Source organism: Nonomuraea sp. NPDC049625 (assembly GCF_040675285.1).
Taxonomy (GTDB): Bacteria; Actinomycetota; Actinomycetes; order Streptosporangiales; family Streptosporangiaceae; genus Nonomuraea; species Nonomuraea angiospora_A.
This window is the reverse complement of sequence record NZ_JBFAOQ010000026.1, coordinates 58039-78687: the sequence shown is the minus strand read 5'-3', so window position 1 is coordinate 78687 and position 20649 is coordinate 58039. Positions and strand designations below refer to the sequence as shown.

The following is a 20649-nucleotide window of genomic DNA, read 5'->3' as shown; positions in this document are numbered from 1 at the left end:
GCATGGCCACAGAGCCGAACGAGCAGAAGAGCCGCTACCTGCAGTACCTGGAGGTGGTCACGGGGTCGCTCGAGGAGAAGCGGCGCTACCGCCAGTACAAGGCGCGCATCAAGCAGCTTCCCGAGAACTACCGCACGGCAGTCGAAGCGATGGATCGGTACCTGATCCACACCGGGCCGGTGGAGGGCTCGATCGCGATGTACGAGGACCTCGCCGACCTGTTCGAACGGAGCGCGGCGGACGGAACCCCGATCCGCGACATCTTCGGGGAGGACCCCGTGGAGTTCGTCGAGGCGTTCGCACAGAACTACCCCATCGGGCAGTGGAGAGCCCGGGAGCGAAACCGCCTCACCAGCGCCATCGTGCGCGCCGCCGGCGAAGACACAGAAGACAGGACCAGCTGATGACGAAACAGCAAGCCCAGGCGATCCAGGTGCGAGGCCTGGAGAAGTCGTACAAGGAACTACACGTGCTGCGCGGCGTGGACTTCGAGGTGGCGCCCGGCAGCATCTTCGCCCTGCTCGGCTCGAACGGGGCAGGCAAGACCACCGCCGTGAAAATCCTGTCCACGCTGCTCAAGGCCGACGCGGGCACGGCGAGCGTGAACGGCTTCGATGTCGCCACGCAGGCCGGCGACGTGCGGGAGTCCATCAGCCTCACCGGACAGTTCGCCGCCGTCGACGAGATCCTCAGCGGGCGGGAGAACCTCGTACTGGTCGCCCGGCTACGGCACCTCAAGAACCCGGGCAAGGTCGCCGATGACCTGCTCGCTCGTTTCTCGCTGACCGACGCCGGCGCGCGGAAGGTGGCGACGTATTCGGGGGGCATGCGCCGCCGCCTCGACATCGCGATGAGCCTCATCGGGAACCCGCCGGTCATCTTCCTCGACGAGCCGACCACCGGACTCGACCCCCAGGCGCGCATCGAGGTGTGGCAGGCAGTCAAGGAACTCGCCCACCGGGGTACGACGGTGCTGCTGACGACGCAGTATCTGGACGAGGCCGAACAACTCGCCGACCGGATCGCGATCCTGCACGAGGGCCGGATCATCGTCAACGGCACCCTGGCCGAGCTCAAGCAGCTGCTCCCGCCCGCCAAGGTCGAATACATCGAAAAGCAGCCGACCCTCGAGGACGTCTTCCTCTCCCTCGTCGCCGCCAACAACACCTAAGGGAACCACGATGACCAAGCACTTCTTCGGCGACACCACCGTCCTGCTGGGACGATCTCTGCGCCACATCACGCGCAGCCCGGACACCATCATCACGACCGCGGTCATGCCGATCGCCATGATGCTGATGTTCGTGTACGTGTTCGGCGGTGCGATCAACACCGGGTCGGACTCGTACGTGAACTACCAGCTGCCCGGCATCCTGCTCATCACGGTCGCCTCGGGCGTCGCCTACACCGCGTTCCGGCTCTTCATGGACATGAAGAGCGGCATCTTCGAGCGATTCCAGTCCATGCCGACCGCGCGCTCGTCCGTGCTGTGGGCGCACGTGCTGACCTCGCTGGTCGCCAACCTGATCTCGCTCGCGGTCGTCGTGCTCGTCGCCCTGCTCATGGGCTTCCGCTCGGCGGCAGGAGTGCAGGCATGGCTCGCGGTCGCCGGCATCCTGATCCTGTTCACCCTGGCGCTGACGTGGATCGCCATCATCCCCGGCCTGACCGCGAAGACCATGGAAGGCGCGAGCGCGTTCTCCTACCCGCTCATCTTCCTGCCGTTCCTCAGCTCGGCCTTCGTACCCACCGCCACCATGCCCGGCCCGGTGCGCTTCTTCGCCGAGCACCAGCCGGTGACCTCCATCGTCAACGCCATCCGCGCCCTGTTCAGCCGGCAGCCGGTCGGCACCGATGTCTGGGTCGCCCTGGCCTGGTGTGTCGGCATCCTCGCCGTCGCGTACGTCTTCGCCATGAACGCCTACCGCCGCAAGATCTCCTGACTTCCCCCATTCATTGCAACGAAGGAACGGTTATGACTGAATCCCTCCACACCCTCCCCACGATGCCGACGGAGCGTCAGCCCGGCTGCCCCTTCGACCCGCCCAAGGAGCTGATCCAGGCGCGCGAGCACGGCCCGATCAGCCGCTTCCCCTTCCCCGACGGGCACGAGGGCTGGCTGGTCACCGGCTACGACCTGGCGCGGTCGGTCCTGGCCGACCCGCGGTTCAGCTCGCGCAAGGAGCTCATGCGCCACCACCCGCTGATCGACTACAGCGAGTACGGCGACATCGAGGTCCCCCCGGCGCCGCCCGGCGAGTTCCTCCTCATGGACGACCCGCAGCACAGCCGCTACCGCAAACCGCTGGTGGGCAAGTTCACGGTCCGGCGGATGCGGCTGCTCACCGAGCGCGTCGAGCAGGTCACCGCCGAACACCTGGACGCCATGGAGAAGGCCGGACCGTCGGCCGACCTGGTGACCGCCTTCGCCAAGCCCATCCCCGCCATCATCATCTGCGAGCTGCTGGGCGTGCCGTACGAGGACCGGGGCTCCTTCCAGGACAACATCGACAAGTTCCTCGGCGGGGAGGTCAGCGACGAGGAACTGATCGCCGCCTACACCGCCACCCAGCAGTACCTCGCGCAGCTCGTGGCCGCCAAGCGCGCCAACCCCACCGACGACGTGCTCAGCGACCTCATGGACGGCGACCTGACTGATGAGGAGCTGCAGGGCATGGCCCTGATCCTGCTGTCGGCCGGCTTCGACACCACTGCCAACATGCTGGCCCTGGGCACCTTCGCGCTGCTGCAGAACCCGGAGCAGCTGGCCGCGCTGCGCACCGACCCCGCGCTCGCCGAACCGGCCGTGGAGGAGCTGCTGCGGTATCTGACCGTCGCCAAGCAGTTCCAGAGAGTGGCGCTGGAGGACGTCGAGCTGGGCGGCCAGACCGTCAAGAGCGGCTCGACGGTCATCCTGTCGTACGCCACCGCCAACCGCGACCCCGAGCGCTTCACCGACCCCCACGTACTCGACATCCGCCGGCAGGACGGCGGGCACCTGGCCTTCAGCCACGGCATCCACCAGTGCCTGGGCCAGCAGCTGGCCCGCGTCGAGCTGCGCGTCGCGCTCCCCGCACTGGTCAACCGCTTCCCCACCCTGCGCCTGGCCGTACCGGCCGAAGAGGTCGCCCTGCGCCCGGAGACCGCCGACATCTACGGCGTCAAGAGCCTCCCGATCGCCTGGGACGCGTGACCGACGGCCGATGGCGAGAACGCCACCGCGTTCCGCAACACTGCCATCGTCGCCGTCGAAGCAGCCACCCGGACCTACCGGGGCCGACATGATCCGCAAGATCACCGCAGCCCTCGACGCATTCGCCATCTACACCGCGACCTGCCCGGCTGGGCACCAGATCCCCTTGTCGGCGCCGTCAGGCTGAAACCCGTGGCGCAAGGCGTTCCGCCCGATGCGCTCGCGCCGCACCAAGGCCAAAGCCGGTCGCACTCTCATCACGGCAAGCTCGCTGCTGCCCGTCAGCGCACTACGCCGCCGTCTCCGCGCGCTTCGTCGGCCGCCGCCGATCCCACCGACAGCAGTAGGAAGGCACATGTCAAACTCCCGACGGCGAGGGTTCCTCGCCGCAGTCGCACTCGCGATCCCGCTCGTGGTCGCCGGTGCTCCCGCCGCATCCGCGACGGCGGAGCCGAAGATCAAAGTCTCCGGTGGGCTCACCCGGCCGGTCTTCTCCTACAAGGACGCCATCCGTGAGCACGTCCGGGTGCAGTCGCAGGTCGACAGTGACGGCGACGGCAAGAAGGACCTGGTCCGGGTGGACATCATCCGGCCGAAGGAGTCCGGTTCCGGACTCAGGGTTCCGGTGATCATGCAGGAAAGCCCGTATTACGACGACCCTGGCGTCGGCTTCGAGATCGAGAAGAAGAAATACGACGCGAACGGGAACGTGACGAAATTCCCGATGTATTACGACAACTACTTCGTGCCGCGCGGGTACGCGTTCGTGTCCGTCGACATGATCGGCACCAGGTTGTCCGACGGCTGCCCCACCTCCTACGGCGCCTCCGACGTGCTCGGCGGCAAGGCGGTCGTCGACTGGCTGAACGGCCGGGCGACCGCCTACGACGACCAGGGCGATCCGGTCAGAGCCACCTGGACCACCGGCCGTACCGGGATGATCGGCCACTCGTACGAGGGAGCGCTCGGCGTCGGCGTCGCCGGCACCGGCGTGCAGGGGCTGGCGACGATCGTGAACATCTCGGGCTACACCAGCGGCTACGAGAACTCGCACGCCAACGGCACCCTCACCTGGTTCAAGGGCGGGGCGAGGTGGCAGTCCGAGCGGGTCGACAAGGATCCGGCGGAGAAGTGCGAGGCGGTGCGCCAGCGGATGGACGCCGAATCCGACGATGAGACCGGCAACTACAACGCCTACTGGGACGAACGCAACTACCGGACCGGCCCGATCTCCAAGGTGCGCAACGTCCGCGCCAGTGTCTTCTCGGTGATGGGTATGCAGGACCGCAACGTGGTGGGCAGCCAGTTCTCCGAGTGGTGGACCAAGCTGCCCCGCACGGTGCAGCGCAAGGCGTGGGTGACGCAGTACGGGCACCTCGACCCGTTCTGGGCCCGCCGCGAGGTGTGGCTCACCACCCTCAACCAGTGGTTCGACCACGAACTGATGGGCGTCTCCAACGACATCCTGCGCCGTCCGCGCGTCGACGTGCAGCTCGGCCCGGACCGCTGGATCACCCAGGCCGACTGGCCCGCACCCACGGCGCGGACGACGACCCTGCGGCCGCGGCAGGACGGCTCCCTGGGCCGCACGCCCTCGACCGGCACCGCCGGCTACGTCGACATCGCCCAGACCGAGATCGCGATGGCCGCCGACCCCGCCACCGCCAACCCCCACCGGCTGGCCTACCTGACCCCGCCGTTGAAGAACGCGATCAGGATGTCCGGAACGCCGACGGCGAGCCTGCGCCTCAAGATGGACAAGCCGACCGCCAACCTGGGCGTCCTGCTCGTCGACTACGGCCAGGACACCCGCATCAACTACCGCGAACGCTCCGCGACGTCCGCGGAGGGCCTCAAGTTCATCGGCGGCGAGGACTGCGTCGGCGAAAGCACGGCCGATGACGACGGCTGCTACCTCAGGGGCGGCGACAACACGGCGACCTCCGGCTTCAACGTGGTCACCCGCGGAATCCTGGACGCCCAGAACCACAAGTCGCTCAGCCGCTCGACACCGCTGACGCCGGGCAAGTCGTACCAGATCACCTGGAAGACGCTGCCGCAGGACTACGAGTTCAAGGCCGGGCACCGGCTGGGCCTGATCATGACCGGAGCCAACGACGACTTCAACCTCGACGAGAGCGGCACCGGAACCGGCACCGACGTCGAACCCGGCACCGGGGCCAAGGTCACCGTCGACCTGGCCGGCACCTCGATCTCGCTGCCGGTGGTCAACGGCACACCCATCGAGTAGGAGCAAGATCGACACGAGCGGACAGTCGCGACCGTACACACGGCGGCCCCGACCTGCCGACCGGAAGCATGGCAGGCGGCATCAGGCCCCTGTCCGGATCAGTGTGAGGAGCGCGACGAGCGCGATGAGAGCCAGGAGCACGAGGCCCTCTGGTCGGACGCCCTTCCGGACTCCCTGCCGGGGCCGGATGCGCGTCACAGTCCCACGTCCCGGCGCAGCAGGTCGTCGATCTCCTCCCGGCGCACGACCACCCGCGCCGCGCCGTCGGCGACCGCGATGACGGGTGGGCGGCCGGTGAGGTTGTAGGTGGAGGCCATCGAGTGGTGGTAGGCGCCCGTGGCCGGGACCGCGATGACGTCGCCGGGCCTGATGTCCGAGGGCAGCGGCACGCTTTCGGCTATGACGTCGCCCGCCTCACAGTGGTGTCCGACCAGGGTGACCTCGCGGGCGGCCATGGCGGAGCGGCGGCCGATCAGGCGGGCCGTGTAGCGCGCGCCGTACAGGGACGGGCGGGGGTTGTCACTCATCCCGCCGTCGACGGCCACGAAGGTGCGGGTGAGGGTGCGCTTGACGGCGATGACGCGGTAGAGGGTGAGCCCGGCCGGGCCGCTGATCGCCCGGCCCGGCTCGACGGTCAGCCGGGGTACGGGCAGGTTCAGCGCCGCGCTGCGCTCCACCACGGCCTTGGTGACCGTCGTGGCGTACTCGTCGGGGGTCAGGCCGTGCTCCGACTCCAGGTAGGCGATGCCCATGCCGCCGCCCAGGTCCAGCTCGGGCAGCACGATCCCGTACGTGTCGCGGATCGCGGCCAGTTGCTCGACCATGACCCTGGCGGCCTGCTCGTACGGCTCGGTCGTGTGGATCTGGGAGCCCAGGTGGCAGTGCAGACCCGCCAGCCGCAGCTCCGGCTGGCGCAGCACTCTGGCGACGGCTGCGGCGGCGTCCCCGGAGGCTATGGACAGGCCGAACTTCTGGCCCTCGCCACCGGTGCGGATCGCCGCACAGGCGCCCGCCTCGATGTCCGGAATGACCCGCAGCAGCACCTTCTGCCGGTGCCCGTGCGGGACCAGCATCGCGAGCCGGGCGACCTCGGCGAGGTTGTCGACGACGATGCGACCGACCCCGTAGTGAACCGCCTCGGCCAGCTCGTGCGGGGTCTTGGCGTTGCCGTGGAAGACGATCCGCTCGGCGGGGAAGCCGACGGAACGGGCGGTGGCCAGCTCGCCGCCGGAGCAGACGTCCAGGCCGAGCCCCTCCTCCCGGATCCAGGTGGCCATCGCCCGGCACAGGAACGCCTTGGCCGCGTACCGGATGTCGGCGTCCGGCAGGGCGGCGTGGAAGGCCCGGCAGCGCCGGCGCACGTCGGCCTCGTCCACCACGTACGCGGGGGTGCCGAAGCGCTCGACGATGTCCATGAGCGGCACGCCTCCGGTGGCGGCGACCGGCCGGAAACCGGTGGTGGCCGACCAGGGCTCCACGGCTTCGTCGAAGCGTGCGGGCTCACGCGGGCCGGGGACGAGCAATCGGGGCTCTGACATCTGGTTCCTCCTGCGAGAAATGCTTCAATTTGGACGCTAAAGGCATCGCAGGATAAATCGGCAAATTTCTACGCAATCTGGACGCATATCACGAAAACTCTGACGCGGTTTTGACGCCGCTGCCTGCAGGCCCGGCTGGTCGCGGTCACGCCGGCGGACCAGGCAGGCGCCGCGATCGACACCGCCGGCACCGGCCGCTCCTGACGGCCGGTCCCCGACGCTTCAGCAAAGGGGACGGTCTCCCCCCGCCGCCCGAGGGGAAGCACCCGGCGTCCCCTCGGCGTCCGCGACCTGCTGGAATCCGGAGCCGGACTCCTGCCCCGCCTGATCCTGCTGCAGGAGGCACATCAGGCCACCCGCTTCGCGGGCCTGGTCGTCGTGCCCGCAGGATCGATGACGATGCCGATGACGTCCAGGTCGGCGATCATGCCACGCAGCGCCGGGGCCGTGAGCAGCACCCACCGCTGGTCGGCTCCGAGCACCTTGGCCAGCTTGAGCGGCGAGGAGAACGCGACCGCTGTCCGCTTGCCCGAGGCCGTGCGGAACAACCGAAGGGTCAAGGCGCACGTTCCTACCGTGACCGGGACGCACAATCGGGGCTCTGACATCTGCTTCCTTCCAGCGAACTGTCGTACGCAGAAGACGCTAGAGCCGGCGTCGGCCGCAATCCGCGATCGCTACGCAATTCTGACGCTGACCGCGTAAATACTGGCGCAGCTTTGACGGCCTTTACTGGCTCGGGGACGCGCACGCCCGCGTTTCGAGCGGGCGGGGCGAACTGCCCGCCGCCAGGGCCTGGCCGCCGGGTCTCGAGGTCGAGGCGTTCACCATCGCGGAGCTGCGCCACCGGGCCGAGGACATGGTACGGATCCAGGACGGCACGACCGCGTCCCTCACGAACTGGCAGGATGCGATCAAGCTCTTCGAGGGCTACCGCGCGGTGGAGTCACTGCTGAACGTGTTGCTGCACGGGTGCGCCGCCGCACTCAGCGCGGTCGTGACCGTGGACGTGGGCATCGAGTCCGCCCGCGGCGACCACAGCGGCCTGAACGATCTGGCGGCGGCGACCTTCGCCCAGGGCCCCATGCTCATCTGGCGCACGGCCAACCGGGTCGAACGCGGCCTGACCGCCCACGGCCTCACCGGCCGCGTCCCGGGCGAGGGCATATGGGCGAGCCCTCCGCAGGGCCTGCCCCAGCCGGCGGGCGCCGAGGCGGTCAATGACATCTCGACGGGCAGCCAGACGGTGACCGGCCGGTACGTGTCGGAGCAGGCGGCCGACGGCTCCCCCCGAGCGGCCGGCGGCCGACGCCGACCGCTTCTTCGGCCGGCTGAGCCGCCTGCGGGACAGTGCCGCGACGACCCGCGCGGAATCGCGGGACGGCTGGGTGAGCGTCGAGTACAGCAGCGCGTCAGGCGTCACGGACCTGCGGCTCGACGCACGCGCCATGCGCATGGAGTCGGCGCGGCTGGCCGAGACCATCCTCGGCCTGATCCACCAGGCCAGGGAGCATGCCGAGGCCGAACAGCGCAAGAGAGCCGAGGAGTTCCTGGGCGGCAACGGGCTCGTCACCGACCAGCAGGTCATCGCCGACCAGCTCCGGCACGCCACCGGCACGTTCCAGGAGAATCTGGAGCGCGCCGCCGCGACCATGGACCGGGTACGGGCCCTGCTCCGACCATGACAAGCCCAACCGAACCGGCGCTACGGCCCTGACGAGCGGTACTCGCGCCACTCCCGATCCACCCGCAGGACGGCCCGGCGAGCGGCCCACCACGGGAGCAGCGCCCCCACGACCAGCCACCCCAACGCCCCGGCGGGGACGGCGGCGATGAAGGCGCCGAAGACGACCTCCACCGTACCGAGAGGCCGCGGCGCCAGGCGGCCACGCGCGTCCAGCCAGATCCGGGCGGTCGTGTCCGAGACCCGGTCCAGCGGCCCGCGGGCCCAGCCGCCCTGCCGCCCGCCGTCCCAGACCACGTGCGACACGATGGCCCGCTCCTCGACGATCCGCGCGACGACCTGCCGGTGCGTGGCCCGGTAGGCGTCGATCTCGCGTACGAGCGACCCGGCCGCCGGCAGCCCGGCGAGACAGCCGGCCAGGAGCGCGACCAGCGCCGTCACACCGTGCGCCCGATGACCCCGTCCCGCCCACGCCCACTCCCCCGTGGGCCTCATGAGACGCGGAACCTCATCCGGCACACCACCGCGTCGGTACGCCGCCGCAGCGCCCTGGCCAGCACCGCGCCGCGCTGGTTCTGCAGCATCCGCTGCCAGGCGTGCTCCGGCTCGACCTCGGCGATGAGCACGAACACGTGCGGTTCGGGCACCTCGGCCAGGTAGGTGAGCAGCGGTTCGGCGAGCCGCCGGTGGGCATCGAAGAGCTGCACCAGCTCCACGCCCGGGTCCCACCGGTCCCAGTCGTCGACGAACGCCCGCGCCTGCCGCTCGTCCTCGGGGTGGGTGACGTTGACGGCCACCACCCGGTCCCCCAGCGACAGCGCCGCCGACAAGGCGTCGCGGGTCAGCCGGGTGACCGCGTGCACCGGCACCACCACCAGCGAACGGCGTGGCCGCGGCGGCGACGGCGTCCTGCCCAGCTCCAGCCGCCCGCCGATCCGCGCGTACGAGCGGTTGACCCACTCCATGACGGCCACCATCAGCGGCAGCGCCACCACGATCAGCCAGCCGCCCTCACCGAACTTCGAGCCCGTCACCACGATCGCGGCCACGAAGGTCAGCAGCGCGCCGAACCCGTTCAGCCCGGCCCGCCACCGCCACCCGGCGGGCCGCTCGCCCACCCAGTGCCGGACCATGCCGGCCTGCGACAGCGTGAACCCGACGAACACCCCGATCGCGAACAGCGGCACCAGCAGATTCATCTCGCCGCCCGCCACGATCAGCAGCAGGGCGCTGGTGACGGTCAGGAACGCGATGCCGTAGCGGTGCACCTGGCGGTCGGCGCGCAGGGCGAAGAAGTGCGGCAGGTTGTTGTCGCGGGCCAGCAGCTCGGCCAGCACCGGCAGGCCGCCGAAGGAGGTGTTCGCGGCCAGCGCCAGCAGCACCACGGTGGCGAACTGCACCACGTAGAACAGCGGCCCGTCCCCGAGCGAGGCCCGCGTGACCTGGGCGAGCACGGTCACCCCGTCCGCCGGGGCGATGGCGAACTTCTCGATCAGCGCGGCGATGCCCAGCAACATGACCGCCAGCAGGGCGCCCAAGGCGACCTCGGCCCGCTGCGCCCGCCGTACGCGGGGCTTCCTGAAGGACGGCACGGCGTTGGCGATGGCCTCCACGCCGGTCAGCGACGCGCAGCCGTTCGCGAACGCCTTCAGCAACAGCAGCACCCCGACCGTCTGCAGGCCGCTCACCTGGTGGGAGACGTCCACGGCGGGTTCGCGGCGGATGAGCCCGGCCACGACGACGAGCAGGATCGCGCCCACGTAGATCACGGTCGGGGCGATGAACGCGCGGGCGCTGTGCGCGATCCCGCGCAGGTTGACCGCCGTCACGAGAGCCAGCACGGCCAGGCACAACCACACCGTGTACGGCAGCAGCTCCGGGAAGGCCGAGGTGAGCGCGGCCACCCCGGCGGCGACCGAGACGGCGACGTTGAGCACGTAGTCGATGACCAGGGAGGCCCCCGCCACCAGGGATGCCCGGCGGCCGAGGTACGTCCTGGCCACCCCGTAGGCGCCGCCGCCGTCGGGGAAGGCGGCGATGACCTGCCGGTAGGAGAGGGTGAGCACGGCCAGCAGGCCCGCGATGGTCAGCGTGACCGGGATGGTGAAGCCGAGCCCGGCGCCGCCCGCGAGGGCGAGCACCAGCACGATCGCCTCGGGCCCGTACGCCACCGACGCCATCGCGTCCAGGGACAGCGCGGCCAGACCGCCGACGACGGACAGGCGATGCCGTTCGCCGGTATCGGCAGGCTCCTTGGCGGTGGGAGTTTTCACGATGGACATGGAGAACATGCTGATCCCGACGCACTGCCAGGGATGTCCATATATACGCATTTAAGACGTGAAACGCCCAAATACCTATGTGAAACCTACGAGGCCGGTCAGCGGCGGGACGTCACCGCCGCCGAGGACCAGGTACCGCAGCATGGCCGCGACCGGGGAACTCCAAGGCGCGCTCGGAGCGGCGCGTAGAGATGCCGTCAAAAATCAGGCTCCGGCCGTATGGAAGCCGTCAAGAAAGGAAAAACGCCCCAAATCTCGGGGTTTGCTGGCCTTGGCGCCGCCCGAGATGGGCGCGGCCCAACCAACATGTCCAGATTGAGGAGTGGGGATGGCTGACGTCATCTTCGTCGCCCTGACGATCGCGATCTTCGTGATCTTCGGGCTCGTGGTGAAGGCGGTGGAGCGGCTGTGAGTGCCGTCAACGCCGCCGGCCTGATCGTGGTCGCCGGTCTGGTGATCTTCATGGTCGTGGCCCTGCTGTTCCCGGAGCGTTTCTGATGAGCACGACCGTCGCAGGGATGATCTTCATCGTCTCCCTGATCGCCGCTCTGGCCCTGGCGCACAAGCCGTTCGGCGACTACATGCACCGGGTCTACACGAGCGCCAAGCACAACGCCGTCGAGCGCGTGATCTACCGGCTGCTCGGGGTGCGCGCGGACGCCGAGCAGAGCTGGGGTGTCTACGCCCGCAGCCTGCTGGCGTTCTCGCTGATCTCGATCCTGTTCGTGTACGCGATCCAGCGGCTGCAGGACAAGCTGCCGCTCAGCGTCGGGATGAAGCCGGTCACCGACCACATCGCCTGGAACACGGCGATCAGCTTCGTGACCAACACCAACTGGCAGGCCTACTCCGGCGAGTCCACGATGGGCCACCTGACCCAGATGGCCGCGCTGGCGGTGCAGAACTTCGTGTCGGCGTCGGTGGGCATGGCCGTGGCCATCGCCCTGGTGCGCGGGTTCGCCCGGCGCACCTCCGACACGATCGGCAACTTCTGGGTGGACCTGGTCCGCGGTTTGCTGCGGATCCTGCTGCCGATCGCCTTCGTCGGCGCTCTGGTGCTGGTGGCCGGCGGGCTGATCCAGAACTTCTCCGGCCCGCACGAGGTCACCACGCTGACCGGCGGCACCCAGCCGATCACCGGCGGCCCGGTGGCCTCGCAGGAGGTTATCAAGGAGCTGGGCACCAACGGCGGCGGCTTCTACAACGCCAACTCGGCCCACCCGTTCGAGAACGCCACCACCTGGACGAACTGGCTGGAGATCTTCCTGATCCTGGTGATCCCGTTCACGCTGACGCGCACCTTCGGCAAGATGGTCGGGCAGGTCAGGCAGGGGTACGCGATCCTCGCCGTGATGAGCGTGATCGCGCTGGCCAGCGTGCTGCTCACCAACGTCTTCGAGCTGGGCGGACACGCGACGGTGCCGCAGGCGGTCGGGGCGGCCATGGAGGGCAAGGAAGCCCGCTTCGGCGTCTCCAACTCGGCCACCTTCGCCGCCGCCACCACCCTGACGTCGACCGGCGCGGTCAACTCCTTCCACGACTCCTACACGCCGTTCGGCGGCATGATGACGCTGTTCAACATGATGCTGGGCGAGGTAGCGCCGGGCGGGGTCGGCTCCGGCCTGTACGGCATGCTGATCCTGGCCGTGATCACGGTGTTCGTGGCGGGCCTGATGGTGGGCCGCACCCCCGAATACCTGGGCAAGAAGATCAGCTCGCGCGAGATCAAGCTGGCCTCCCTGTACTTCCTGGTCACGCCGGTGCTGGTGCTGGTCGGCACGGCGTTCGCGATGGGCTCGGCGCAGCAGCGGGCGAGCATGCTGAACGCGGGCCCGCACGGCCTGTCCGAAGTGCTGTACGCGTTCACCAGCGCCTCCAACAACAACGGCTCCGCCTTCGCCGGGATCACCGTCAACACACCCTGGTACGACGTGGCGCTCGGCCTGTGCATGGCGTTCGGCCGGTTCCTGCCGATCATCCTGGTGCTGGCGCTGGCCGGATCGCTGGCCGCGCAGTCGCCGGTCCCCGAGAGCGCCGGCACGCTGCCGACGCACCGGCCGCAGTTCGTCGGCATGGTCGTCGGCGTGACGATCATCCTGGTCGCCCTCACCTTCCTCCCGGCGCTCGCGCTCGGCCCCATCGCAGAAGGACTGTCCTGACATGTCATCCCCCGCGCTCAAGACAGCGGAGCGGAACGGCCGCGTGGGCGGCGGTCTGCTCGATCCGAAGCAGCTGCTGAGGTCGCTGCCGGACGCGCTGAAGAAGCTCAACCCGGCCACGCTGTGGCGCAACCCGGTGATGCTCATCGTCGAGGTCGGCGCCGCGTTCACCACCGTGCTGGCGATCCTCGACCCGTCGTTCTTCGCCTGGGCCATCGTGGTCTGGCTCTGGCTGACCGCCGTCTTCGCCAACCTGGCCGAGGCCGTCGCCGAGGGGCGCGGCAAGGCGCAGGCGGCCACGTTGCGCAAGGCCAAGACCGACACCCGGGCCCGCCGCCTCAAGAGCCGCACGTCCACGGACTGGGACGTGGTCGGCGCGCCCGAGCTGCGGCAGGGCGACTTCGTGATCGTCGAGGCCGGGGAGACCATCCCCGGCGACGGCGACGTGGTCGAGGGCATCGCGTCGGTGGACGAGTCGGCCATCACCGGCGAGTCCGCCCCGGTGATCCGCGAGTCCGGCGGCGACCGCTCGGCGGTCACCGGCGGCACCAAGGTGCTGTCCGACCGGATCGTCGTCCGGATCACCCAGAAGCCCGGCGAGAGCTTCATCGACCGCATGATCGCCCTGGTCGAGGGGGCGAACCGGCAGAAGACGCCGAACGAGATCGCCCTCAACATCCTGCTCGCCGCGCTGACGGTCATCTTCCTGGTGGCCACCGTCACCATGCAGCCGCTGGCCATCTACTCCAAGCTCACCAACCCCGGCGTGCCGGACTCGCTCGCGCTGAACGCCGACGGCGTCACCGGCGTGGTGCTGGTCTCGCTGCTGGTCTGCCTGATCCCGACCACGATCGGCGCGCTGCTGTCCGCGATCGGCATCGCGGGCATGGACCGCCTGGTCCAGCGCAACGTGCTGGCGATGAGCGGCCGCGCGGTGGAGGCCGCCGGGGACGTGTCCACGCTGCTGCTGGACAAGACCGGCACGATCACCCTGGGCAACCGGCAGGCGTCGGAGTTCGTCCCCGTGAACGGCGTCACCGAGGCCGAGCTCGCGGAGGCGGCGCAACTGTCCAGCCTGGCCGACGAGACCCCCGAGGGCCGCTCGATCGTGGTCTTCGCCAAGCAGCGCTACGGCCTGCGCGAGCGGGAGATCCACGGCGCCGAGTGGGTGCAGTTCACCGCCCAGACCCGCATGTCCGGGGTCAACCTGGGCGAGCGGCAGGTCCGCAAGGGTGCGGCGACCGCGGTGATGAAGTGGGTCCGCGACCGGGGCGGCCACCCCACCGACGAGGTCGGGCACATCGTGGACGGGATCTCCGGCTCCGGCGGGACTCCGCTGGTCGTCGCGGAGAAGGGCCGCGTGCTCGGGGTCATCCACCTCAAGGACGTGGTCAAGCAGGGCATGCGCGAACGCTTCGACGAGATGCGCCGCATGGGCATCCGCACCGTCATGATCACCGGCGACAACCCGCTGACCGCCAAGGCCATCGCGGACGAGGCCGGCGTGGACGACTTCCTGGCCGAGGCCACCCCCGAGGACAAGCTCGCCCTGATCAGGAAGGAGCAGCAGGGCGGCCGCCTGGTCGCGATGACCGGCGACGGCACCAACGACGCCCCCGCACTGGCCCAGTCGGACGTCGGCGTGGCGATGAACACCGGCACCTCGGCCGCCAAGGAGGCCGGGAACATGGTCGACCTCGACTCCAACCCGACCAAGCTGATCGAGATCGTCGAGATCGGCAAGCAGCTGCTCATCACCCGCGGCGCGCTGACCACGTTCTCCATCGCCAACGACATCGCGAAGTACTTCGCGATCATCCCGGCCATGTTCGCGGCGGTCTACCCGGGCCTGGACGCCCTGAACGTCATGCGCCTGGCCAGCCCGCAGTCGGCGATCCTGTCCGCGGTCGTGTTCAACGCCCTGGTCATCATCGCGCTGATCCCGCTGGCGCTGCGCGGCGTCCGGTACCGGCCCTCCAGCGCCTCCAAGCTGCTCTCGCGCAACCTGTACGTCTACGGCCTGGGCGGCATCGTCGCGCCGTTCGTCGGCATCAAGATCATCGACCTGTTCATCCAGTTTCTTCCGGGGATGTCGTAATGGACCGTCTACCCAGCTGGCTGCGCCGGCATCTGGCCGCGATCAGGGCCGTGGCCGTCCTGACCGTGCTGCTCGGCCTGATCTATCCGCTGGCCACGACCGGGATCGCGCAGGCGCTGTTCAACGGCAAGGCCAACGGCTCGATCGTGCGGGCCGGCGGCAAGGACGTGGGCAGCGCGATCATAGGCCAGTCCTTCACCGACGCCGACGGCAACGCGGTCAAGAAGTACTTCCAGTCCCGCCCGTCGGCCGCCGGCGACGGCTACGACCCGACCTCGACCGGGGCCAGCAACCTCGGTCCCGAGGACGTCGTCGACGTGCTGCCGGTGCCGGGCGCCGAGGGGAGGCAGTCGCTGCTGACCCGGGTGTGCGCCCGGTCCAAGGCGGTCGGCGAGCTGGAGGGCGTCAGCGGCGCCCGCCCGTACTGCACCGCCGACGGGGTCGGCGCGGTGCTGAAGGTCTTCCCCGACCGGGCGGTCAGCGTCAACCAGGCCTGCCCGGCCGCCCCCTTCGTCGCCACCTACCAGGGGCTGAAGGTGGAGTGCGCCAAGCCGGGCGAGGACTACGCCGCCGGCCGGACCGTATCCGTGCGCGGCGAGGTGAGCCGGGTGCCGGTGCCCGCGGACGCGGTGACCGCGAGCGGATCGGGCCTGGACCCGCACATCTCCGTCGCCTACGCCGAGCTCCAGGCCCCCCGGGTGGCCAGGGAACGCGGCCTGGCCCTGGACAGGGTCAAGGCACTCATCGACGAGAACACGACCGGCCGGGTGCTCGGCTTCATGGGCGAACCCGCCGTCAACGTCCTCGAACTCAACCTGGCGCTGGATCGATCATGAGCCGGGGCCGCCTGCGGGTCTACCTCGGGGCGGCGCCCGGGGTCGGCAAGACGTACGCGATGCTCAGCGAGGGCCGTCGCGGTATGGAGCGCGGCCGGGACGTGGTCGTGGGCTTCGTCGAGACCCACGGCCGCGCCCGCACCGCGGCCCTCCTGGAGGGCATGGAGGTGATCCCGCGCGGGACGCTGGTCTATCGCGGGGCCACCTTCACCGAGCTGGACGTGGACGCCGTCATCGAGCGCAAGCCGAAGATCGCGCTGATCGACGAGCTGGCCCACACCAACGTGCCCGGCTCCAGGAACGTCAAGCGCTGGCAGGACATCGACGACATCCTGGACGCCGGGATCGACGTCATCTCGACGGTGAACATCCAGCACCTGGAGTCCGTCAACGACGTCGTCCAGGAGATCACCGGAATCCCGCAGCGCGAGACCGTCCCCGACGAGGTGGTGCGCCGCGCCGACCAGGTCGAGCTGGTCGACATGTCGCCGGAGGCGCTGCGCCGCCGCATGGCGCACGGCAACGTGTACATGCCAGAGAAGGTCGACGCCGCCCTGTCGAACTACTTCCGCGTCGGCAACCTCACGGCCCTCCGTGAGCTCGCCCTTCTCTGGGTCGCGGGAAAGGTCGACGACCAGCTCGACCGCTACCGCGCCGAGCACGGCATCGCCACCACCTGGGACACCCGGGAACGCGTCGTGGTCGCACTGACCGGCGGCCCGGAAGGCGACACGCTGGTACGCCGGGCGGCCCGCGTCGCCGCCCGCACCAAGGGCGCCGACCTGCTGGCCGTCCACGTCACCAGCGCCGACGGACTGGCCGGCGGCGACCCTGCCAACCTGGCCCGCCAGCGCACGCTGGTCGAGAGCATGGGCGGCACCTACCACCAGGTCGTCGGTGACGACATCCCCCAGGCGCTGCTCGACTTCGCCCGCGGCGTCAACGCCACCCAGCTCGTCCTCGGAGCGTCGCGGAGAGGCCGCTTCGCCCAGATCTTCTCCCGGGGCGTCGGCGTGGAGACCACGGCCCTGTCCGGCTCCATCGACGTCCACATGATCACCCACGAGGAGGTCAAGCAGGGGCGCAGGCGTCCCGAACGCTCGCGGGCCGCGTTGACCAGGAAGCGCCGCCTGACCGGCTGGGCGCTGGCGGTGGCCGGGATGCCGCTGCTCACGGCCCTGCTCGCGCCGTTCAGGGACGTGCTGTCGCTGCCCAGCGAGATCCTGTTCTTCCTCTGCCTGACCGTCGGGGTCGCGCTGGCCGGTGGCATGTGGCCGGCCGTCACCGCGGCCGTCGGAGGATCGCTGCTGCTCAACTGGTACTTCACGCCGCCGCTCGGCGAGTTCACCATCAACGATCCGGAGAACCTGTTCGCGCTGGTCGTGTTCGTGCTGGTCGCGGCGGCGGTCAGCTCGATCGTGGACCTCGCCGCGCGCCGTACCAGACAGGCCGCCCGCGCGAGCGCGGACGCCGAGGCGCTGTCCACGCTGGCCGGGCACGTGCTGCGCGGTGAGGCGGCGCTGCCGTCGCTGCTCGGCCGCCTGCGCGAGACGTTCGGGCTGGACTCGGTCACCCTGCTCGAACGCCTCGGCGAGCCCACCCCGGACGACCAGTCCGAGCCCGCCGCCTGGCGCATCATCGCCACCACCGGCCAGACCCCGTGCACCAACCCCGGCGCGGCCGACACCGACGTGCAGATCAACGACCGGCTCGTGCTCGCCGCCCGCGGCCGGCTGCTGGACGCCAGCGACCGGCGGGTGCTGGAGGCGTTCGCCGCCGAAGCCGCCGTCGCGCTGCGGCAGGAACGCCTGGAGGAGGAGGCCGGGCAGGCCAAGCCGCTGGCCGAGGCCGACAAGATGCGCACCGCCCTGCTGGCCGCCGTCAGCCACGACCTGCGCACCCCGCTGGCCGCCGCCAAGGCCTCCGTCGACAGTCTGCGCAGCGCCGACATCGACTGGTCTCCCCAGGACCGCGACGAACTGCTCGACACCGCCCATGAATCGCTGGGCCGCCTCGACCGGCTGGTGGAGAACCTGCTCGACATGAGCCGCCTGCAGGCCGGAGTGCTCGGCCTGGCGCTCCAGCCCGTCGCCCTGGAAGAGGTCGTGCCCCGCGCTATCGACGACCTCGGATCGCTGCGCGACCGCGTCGAGGGCGACATCTCCATCGAACTCCCCGAGATCGTCGCCGACCCCGCCCTGCTGGAGCGCGTCCTGGTCAACCTGATGACCAACGCCGTCCGCTACAGTCCCGCCGGCCGGAAGGTGCTCATCACCGCCAGCTGGCACGACGAGCAGGTGGAGATCCGCGTCATCGACCGCGGCCCCGGCATCCCGCCCGAGGCCCGCGACCGGGTCTTCCAGCCGTTCCAGCGGCTCGGCGACCGCGACAACGGCACGGGCGTCGGCCTCGGGCTCGCGCTCTCCCGCGGCCTGACCGAGGCCATGGGCGGCACGCTCATACCGGAGGAGACACCAGGGGGAGGTCTCACCATGACCGTCCAGATGCCCATCTCATCCCAGGCGGTGACAGCATGACCAAGATCCTCGTCGTCGACGACGAACCGCAGATCCTGCGGGCCCTGCGCATCAACCTGGCCGCCCGCCAGTACGAGGTCGCCGTCGCCGAGAACGGCTCCTCCGCGCTGCGCGAAGCCGCCGAATGGCATCCCGACCTCGTCGTGCTCGACCTCGGCCTGCCCGACATCGACGGCGTCGACGTCATCCACGGCCTGCGCGGCTGGACCCGGATCCCGATCGTGGTGCTGTCCGGCCGGGCCGGGAACCAGGACAAGATCGACGCTCTGGACGCCGGCGCCGACGACTACGTGACGAAACCGTTCAGCATCGAGGAGTTCCTGGCCCGCATCCGGGCCGTCTCCCGCCGCGCCGCCATCCACGAGGCCGAGCTGGCCAGCATCCAGATCGGCGACCACACGGTCGACCTCGTCGGCAAGACCATCTCGGGTGGCCAGCGGCTCACCCCCACCGAATGGCACATCCTGGAGATCCTGCTGCGCAACCCCGGCAAGCTCATCCCCCAGCGCTACCTGCTGACGGAGGTGTGGGGCAGCAAGCACGTCAAGGAGACCCACTACCTGCGCCAGTACATGGCCCAGTTGCGCAAGAAGTTCGAACGCGACCCGGCCCACCCGGTCCACCTGATCACCGAGCCGGGCATGGGCTACCGCTTCACCCCATGACGCGGCTCGGAGTTGACAACAGGTGATCCCCTGCAACACTCTTTCACTAATCGAATAGAGAAAGGGTGTTGCGGTGATCGAGTTCCATCTCGACCGCGGCTCGGGAGTGTCGACCTACCTCCAGCTCGTCCACCAGGTCAAGCAGGCTCTCAGGCTCGGCACGCTGCGGCCGGGCGACCAGCTGCCCACCGCCCGCGAGGTGGTCGAGAGCCTGGCCATCAACCCCAACACCGTGCTCAAGGCCTACCGCGAGCTGGAGCGGGACCGGCTGGTCGAAGGACGGCCGGGCATGGGGACATTCGTGCTGCAGAGCGTCACGGGCGCGACGCTCGTCGCGCACACCCGATTGCGGCGCGACCTGGAGAGGTGGGTACGCGAGGCGCGCGAGGCCGGGCTCGACCAGGAGGACCTGAGGGCGCTGGTCACCGTTGTCCTCGCGGACTCCCAGAAGGGCGGCCCCGGGAAGGGCACGAAGGAAGGGGCGGCGTGAGGCCGGCGCTGGAGACGAACGGGCTGGGTGTGCGGTACCGCCGCTCCTGGGCGTTGCGTGACTGCTCGTTGTCCATCCCGGCCGGGCGCGTGGCCGCGCTCGTAGGACCGAACGGCGCGGGCAAGACCACGCTCATGCACACCGCCGTCGGCATGCTCAAGCCCACCTGCGGCAGCGTCGTGGTGCACGGCGAGGTGGCGTTCGTGGCCCAGGACAGGCCGCTGACCGAGAGGTTCACCGCCGCCGAGATGCTCGCCTTCGGCCGCCGGGTGAACTCCCGCTTCGACGACGGCGCCGCCCGTGACCGGCTCGGCCGGCTGGGTGTGCCTCTGGATCGGAAGGTGGGCGTCCTGTCAGGCGGGCAGCGGGCGCAGGTGGCGATCACGCTGGCGATGGCCCGGCGGCCCGACCTTCTCGTGCTGGACGAGCCGCTGGCCAACCTCGACCCCCTGGCCAGGCACGATGTGATGCGCTCGATCATGGCGGAGGTGGCCGAGCGGGAGCTGACCGTGCTGCTGTCCTCGCACGTGGTCGCCGACATCGAGGAGACCTGTGACTGGCTGGTCATGCTGAACCACGGTCAGGTGCAGGTGAGCGGCGACATCGAGGAGTTACTGGCCGGCCATTACGTCCTCACCGGGTCCACCGAGCCGGCCGGGCCGATGGCAGCCGGGGCCGCGGTCGTGAGCGCGAGCCGTGCCGGGAGGCAGGCCGAGCTCCTCGTCAGGGGCGAGCCCGCCCCCGACCCGAGCGGGCAGGCGCGGCGGGCCGGGTTGGCCGATCTCGTCATGGGATATCTGCGCAGCCCCGAGTCGGCGGCGCTGCCCGGCCCGGAGCACGTGATCCGGGGGTAGCGCCCGGACGGGCCGGGCTGCTGCGATCCCCCTTTTGTGTGACATCCGGACGCCCGGGGGCG

General features: G+C 70.0%; 19 protein-coding genes. 14 read left to right on the top strand and 5 right to left on the bottom strand.

From position 1 onward, the window contains the following. Positions 1 to 2: 2 nt before the first annotated feature. From AB0J87_RS58165 to AB0J87_RS58145, 5 genes are all read left to right on the top strand, one after another. Positions 3 to 404: a DUF1048 domain-containing protein gene (locus AB0J87_RS58165; RefSeq protein ID WP_363983696.1), complete on the top strand. Its 402-nt coding sequence runs from the start codon at positions 3 to 5 to the stop codon at positions 402 to 404. Beyond that, positions 404 to 1171, top strand: a complete 768-nt coding sequence (locus tag AB0J87_RS58160) for an ATP-binding cassette domain-containing protein (protein ID WP_355205888.1) — start codon at positions 404 to 406, stop codon at positions 1169 to 1171. The genes AB0J87_RS58165 and AB0J87_RS58160 overlap by 1 nt, the downstream gene beginning before the upstream one ends. Before the next feature lie 10 nt (positions 1172 to 1181). Further along, the gene (locus AB0J87_RS58155) at positions 1182 to 1943 is read left to right on the top strand and encodes an ABC transporter permease (RefSeq protein WP_363983694.1); all 762 of its coding nucleotides are present in this window, start codon (positions 1182 to 1184) and stop codon (positions 1941 to 1943) included. A 32-nt stretch (positions 1944 to 1975) separates the two neighbouring features. Next, positions 1976 to 3193 carry a cytochrome P450 gene (locus AB0J87_RS58150; protein WP_363983692.1) on the top strand — a complete coding sequence of 406 codons (1218 nt, stop codon included), beginning with the start codon at positions 1976 to 1978 and terminating at the stop codon, positions 3191 to 3193. Between the two features lie 355 nt (positions 3194 to 3548). Then, the gene (locus AB0J87_RS58145; RefSeq protein ID WP_363983690.1) at positions 3549 to 5444 is read left to right on the top strand and encodes a CocE/NonD family hydrolase; all 1896 of its coding nucleotides are present in this window, start codon (positions 3549 to 3551) and stop codon (positions 5442 to 5444) included. Between the two features lie 194 nt (positions 5445 to 5638). Here the strand turns inward: AB0J87_RS58145 and lysA are convergent, their stop codons facing one another. The 3 genes from lysA to AB0J87_RS58130 form a co-directional block, all read right to left on the bottom strand. Continuing rightward, positions 5639 to 6982, bottom strand: coding sequence for a diaminopimelate decarboxylase (gene lysA / locus AB0J87_RS58140; RefSeq protein WP_363983688.1), 1344 nt, complete (start codon positions 6980 to 6982; stop codon positions 5639 to 5641). A 347-nt stretch (positions 6983 to 7329) separates the two neighbouring features. Then, positions 7330 to 7590, bottom strand: a complete 261-nt coding sequence (locus AB0J87_RS58135) for an SAV_915 family protein (protein ID WP_363983686.1) — start codon at positions 7588 to 7590, stop codon at positions 7330 to 7332. Between the two features lie 322 nt (positions 7591 to 7912). Continuing rightward, on the bottom strand, positions 7913 to 8074 hold the full coding sequence (locus tag AB0J87_RS58130) for a hypothetical protein (protein WP_363983684.1): 162 nt from the start codon (positions 8072 to 8074) through the stop codon (positions 7913 to 7915). A gap of 239 nt (positions 8075 to 8313) precedes the next feature. Between AB0J87_RS58130 and AB0J87_RS58125 the strand changes: the two genes are divergently transcribed. Then, the gene (locus tag AB0J87_RS58125) at positions 8314 to 8667 is read left to right on the top strand and encodes a YbaB/EbfC family nucleoid-associated protein (protein WP_363983806.1); all 354 of its coding nucleotides are present in this window, start codon (positions 8314 to 8316) and stop codon (positions 8665 to 8667) included. Between the two features lie 20 nt (positions 8668 to 8687). On the opposite strand, the gene AB0J87_RS58120 is transcribed toward AB0J87_RS58125, so the two are convergent. Further along, positions 8688 to 9161: a hypothetical protein gene (locus tag AB0J87_RS58120; protein WP_363983682.1), complete on the bottom strand. Its 474-nt coding sequence runs from the start codon at positions 9159 to 9161 to the stop codon at positions 8688 to 8690. Then, entirely contained in the window at positions 9158 to 10948 is a 1791-nt protein-coding gene (locus AB0J87_RS58115) for an APC family permease (protein ID WP_363983680.1), read from the bottom strand. The genes AB0J87_RS58120 and AB0J87_RS58115 overlap by 4 nt, the downstream gene beginning before the upstream one ends. A 408-nt stretch (positions 10949 to 11356) precedes the next feature. On the opposite strand from AB0J87_RS58115, the gene kdpF reads away from it, so the two are divergent. From kdpF to AB0J87_RS58075, 8 genes are all read left to right on the top strand, one after another. Further along, positions 11357 to 11446 carry a K(+)-transporting ATPase subunit F gene (gene kdpF / locus AB0J87_RS58110; RefSeq protein ID WP_350737184.1) on the top strand — a complete coding sequence of 30 codons (90 nt, stop codon included), beginning with the start codon at positions 11357 to 11359 and terminating at the stop codon, positions 11444 to 11446. After that, positions 11446 to 13107 carry a potassium-transporting ATPase subunit KdpA gene (gene kdpA, locus AB0J87_RS58105; protein WP_363983678.1) on the top strand — a complete coding sequence of 554 codons (1662 nt, stop codon included), beginning with the start codon at positions 11446 to 11448 and terminating at the stop codon, positions 13105 to 13107. The genes kdpF and kdpA overlap by 1 nt, the downstream gene beginning before the upstream one ends. 1 nt (position 13108) lies before the next feature. Then, positions 13109 to 15205, top strand: a complete 2097-nt coding sequence (kdpB, locus tag AB0J87_RS58100) for a potassium-transporting ATPase subunit KdpB (RefSeq protein WP_363983676.1) — start codon at positions 13109 to 13111, stop codon at positions 15203 to 15205. Continuing rightward, positions 15205 to 16041, top strand: coding sequence for a potassium-transporting ATPase subunit C (locus AB0J87_RS58095; protein ID WP_363983674.1), 837 nt, complete (start codon positions 15205 to 15207; stop codon positions 16039 to 16041). Before kdpB ends, AB0J87_RS58095 begins: the two co-directional genes overlap by 1 nt. Then, positions 16038 to 18578 carry a DUF4118 domain-containing protein gene (locus tag AB0J87_RS58090; RefSeq protein WP_363983672.1) on the top strand — a complete coding sequence of 847 codons (2541 nt, stop codon included), beginning with the start codon at positions 16038 to 16040 and terminating at the stop codon, positions 18576 to 18578. Before AB0J87_RS58095 ends, AB0J87_RS58090 begins: the two co-directional genes overlap by 4 nt. Then, positions 18575 to 19243: a response regulator gene (locus AB0J87_RS58085; RefSeq protein ID WP_363983670.1), complete on the top strand. Its 669-nt coding sequence runs from the start codon at positions 18575 to 18577 to the stop codon at positions 19241 to 19243. Before AB0J87_RS58090 ends, AB0J87_RS58085 begins: the two co-directional genes overlap by 4 nt. A 73-nt stretch (positions 19244 to 19316) precedes the next feature. Further along, entirely contained in the window at positions 19317 to 19733 is a 417-nt protein-coding gene (locus AB0J87_RS58080) for a GntR family transcriptional regulator (protein ID WP_363983668.1), read from the top strand. Continuing rightward, positions 19730 to 20587: an ABC transporter ATP-binding protein gene (locus tag AB0J87_RS58075; RefSeq protein WP_363983666.1), complete on the top strand. Its 858-nt coding sequence runs from the start codon at positions 19730 to 19732 to the stop codon at positions 20585 to 20587. Before AB0J87_RS58080 ends, AB0J87_RS58075 begins: the two co-directional genes overlap by 4 nt. Positions 20588 to 20649 lie beyond the last annotated feature (62 nt).

Coding starts and splice junctions, on each gene's coding strand:
- kdpB (WP_363983676.1), top strand. CDS start 13,109: ATGTCATCCCCCGCGCTCAAGACAGCGGAGCGGAACGGCCGCGTGGGC.
- AB0J87_RS58130 (WP_363983684.1), bottom strand. CDS start 8,074: ATGAGCATGGGGCCCTGGGCGAAGGTCGCCGCCGCCAGATCGTTCAGG.
- lysA (WP_363983688.1), bottom strand. CDS start 6,982: ATGTCAGAGCCCCGATTGCTCGTCCCCGGCCCGCGTGAGCCCGCACGC.
- AB0J87_RS58150 (WP_363983692.1), top strand. CDS start 1,976: ATGACTGAATCCCTCCACACCCTCCCCACGATGCCGACGGAGCGTCAG.
- AB0J87_RS58085 (WP_363983670.1), top strand. CDS start 18,575: ATGACCAAGATCCTCGTCGTCGACGACGAACCGCAGATCCTGCGGGCC.
- AB0J87_RS58160 (WP_355205888.1), top strand. CDS start 404: ATGACGAAACAGCAAGCCCAGGCGATCCAGGTGCGAGGCCTGGAGAAG.
- AB0J87_RS58090 (WP_363983672.1), top strand. CDS start 16,038: ATGAGCCGGGGCCGCCTGCGGGTCTACCTCGGGGCGGCGCCCGGGGTC.
- AB0J87_RS58095 (WP_363983674.1), top strand. CDS start 15,205: ATGGACCGTCTACCCAGCTGGCTGCGCCGGCATCTGGCCGCGATCAGG.
- AB0J87_RS58115 (WP_363983680.1), bottom strand. CDS start 10,948: ATGTCCATCGTGAAAACTCCCACCGCCAAGGAGCCTGCCGATACCGGC.
- AB0J87_RS58120 (WP_363983682.1), bottom strand. CDS start 9,161: ATGAGGCCCACGGGGGAGTGGGCGTGGGCGGGACGGGGTCATCGGGCG.
- AB0J87_RS58145 (WP_363983690.1), top strand. CDS start 3,549: ATGTCAAACTCCCGACGGCGAGGGTTCCTCGCCGCAGTCGCACTCGCG.
- kdpA (WP_363983678.1), top strand. CDS start 11,446: ATGAGCACGACCGTCGCAGGGATGATCTTCATCGTCTCCCTGATCGCC.
- AB0J87_RS58165 (WP_363983696.1), top strand. CDS start 3: ATGGCCACAGAGCCGAACGAGCAGAAGAGCCGCTACCTGCAGTACCTG.
- AB0J87_RS58155 (WP_363983694.1), top strand. CDS start 1,182: ATGACCAAGCACTTCTTCGGCGACACCACCGTCCTGCTGGGACGATCT.
- AB0J87_RS58135 (WP_363983686.1), bottom strand. CDS start 7,590: ATGTCAGAGCCCCGATTGTGCGTCCCGGTCACGGTAGGAACGTGCGCC.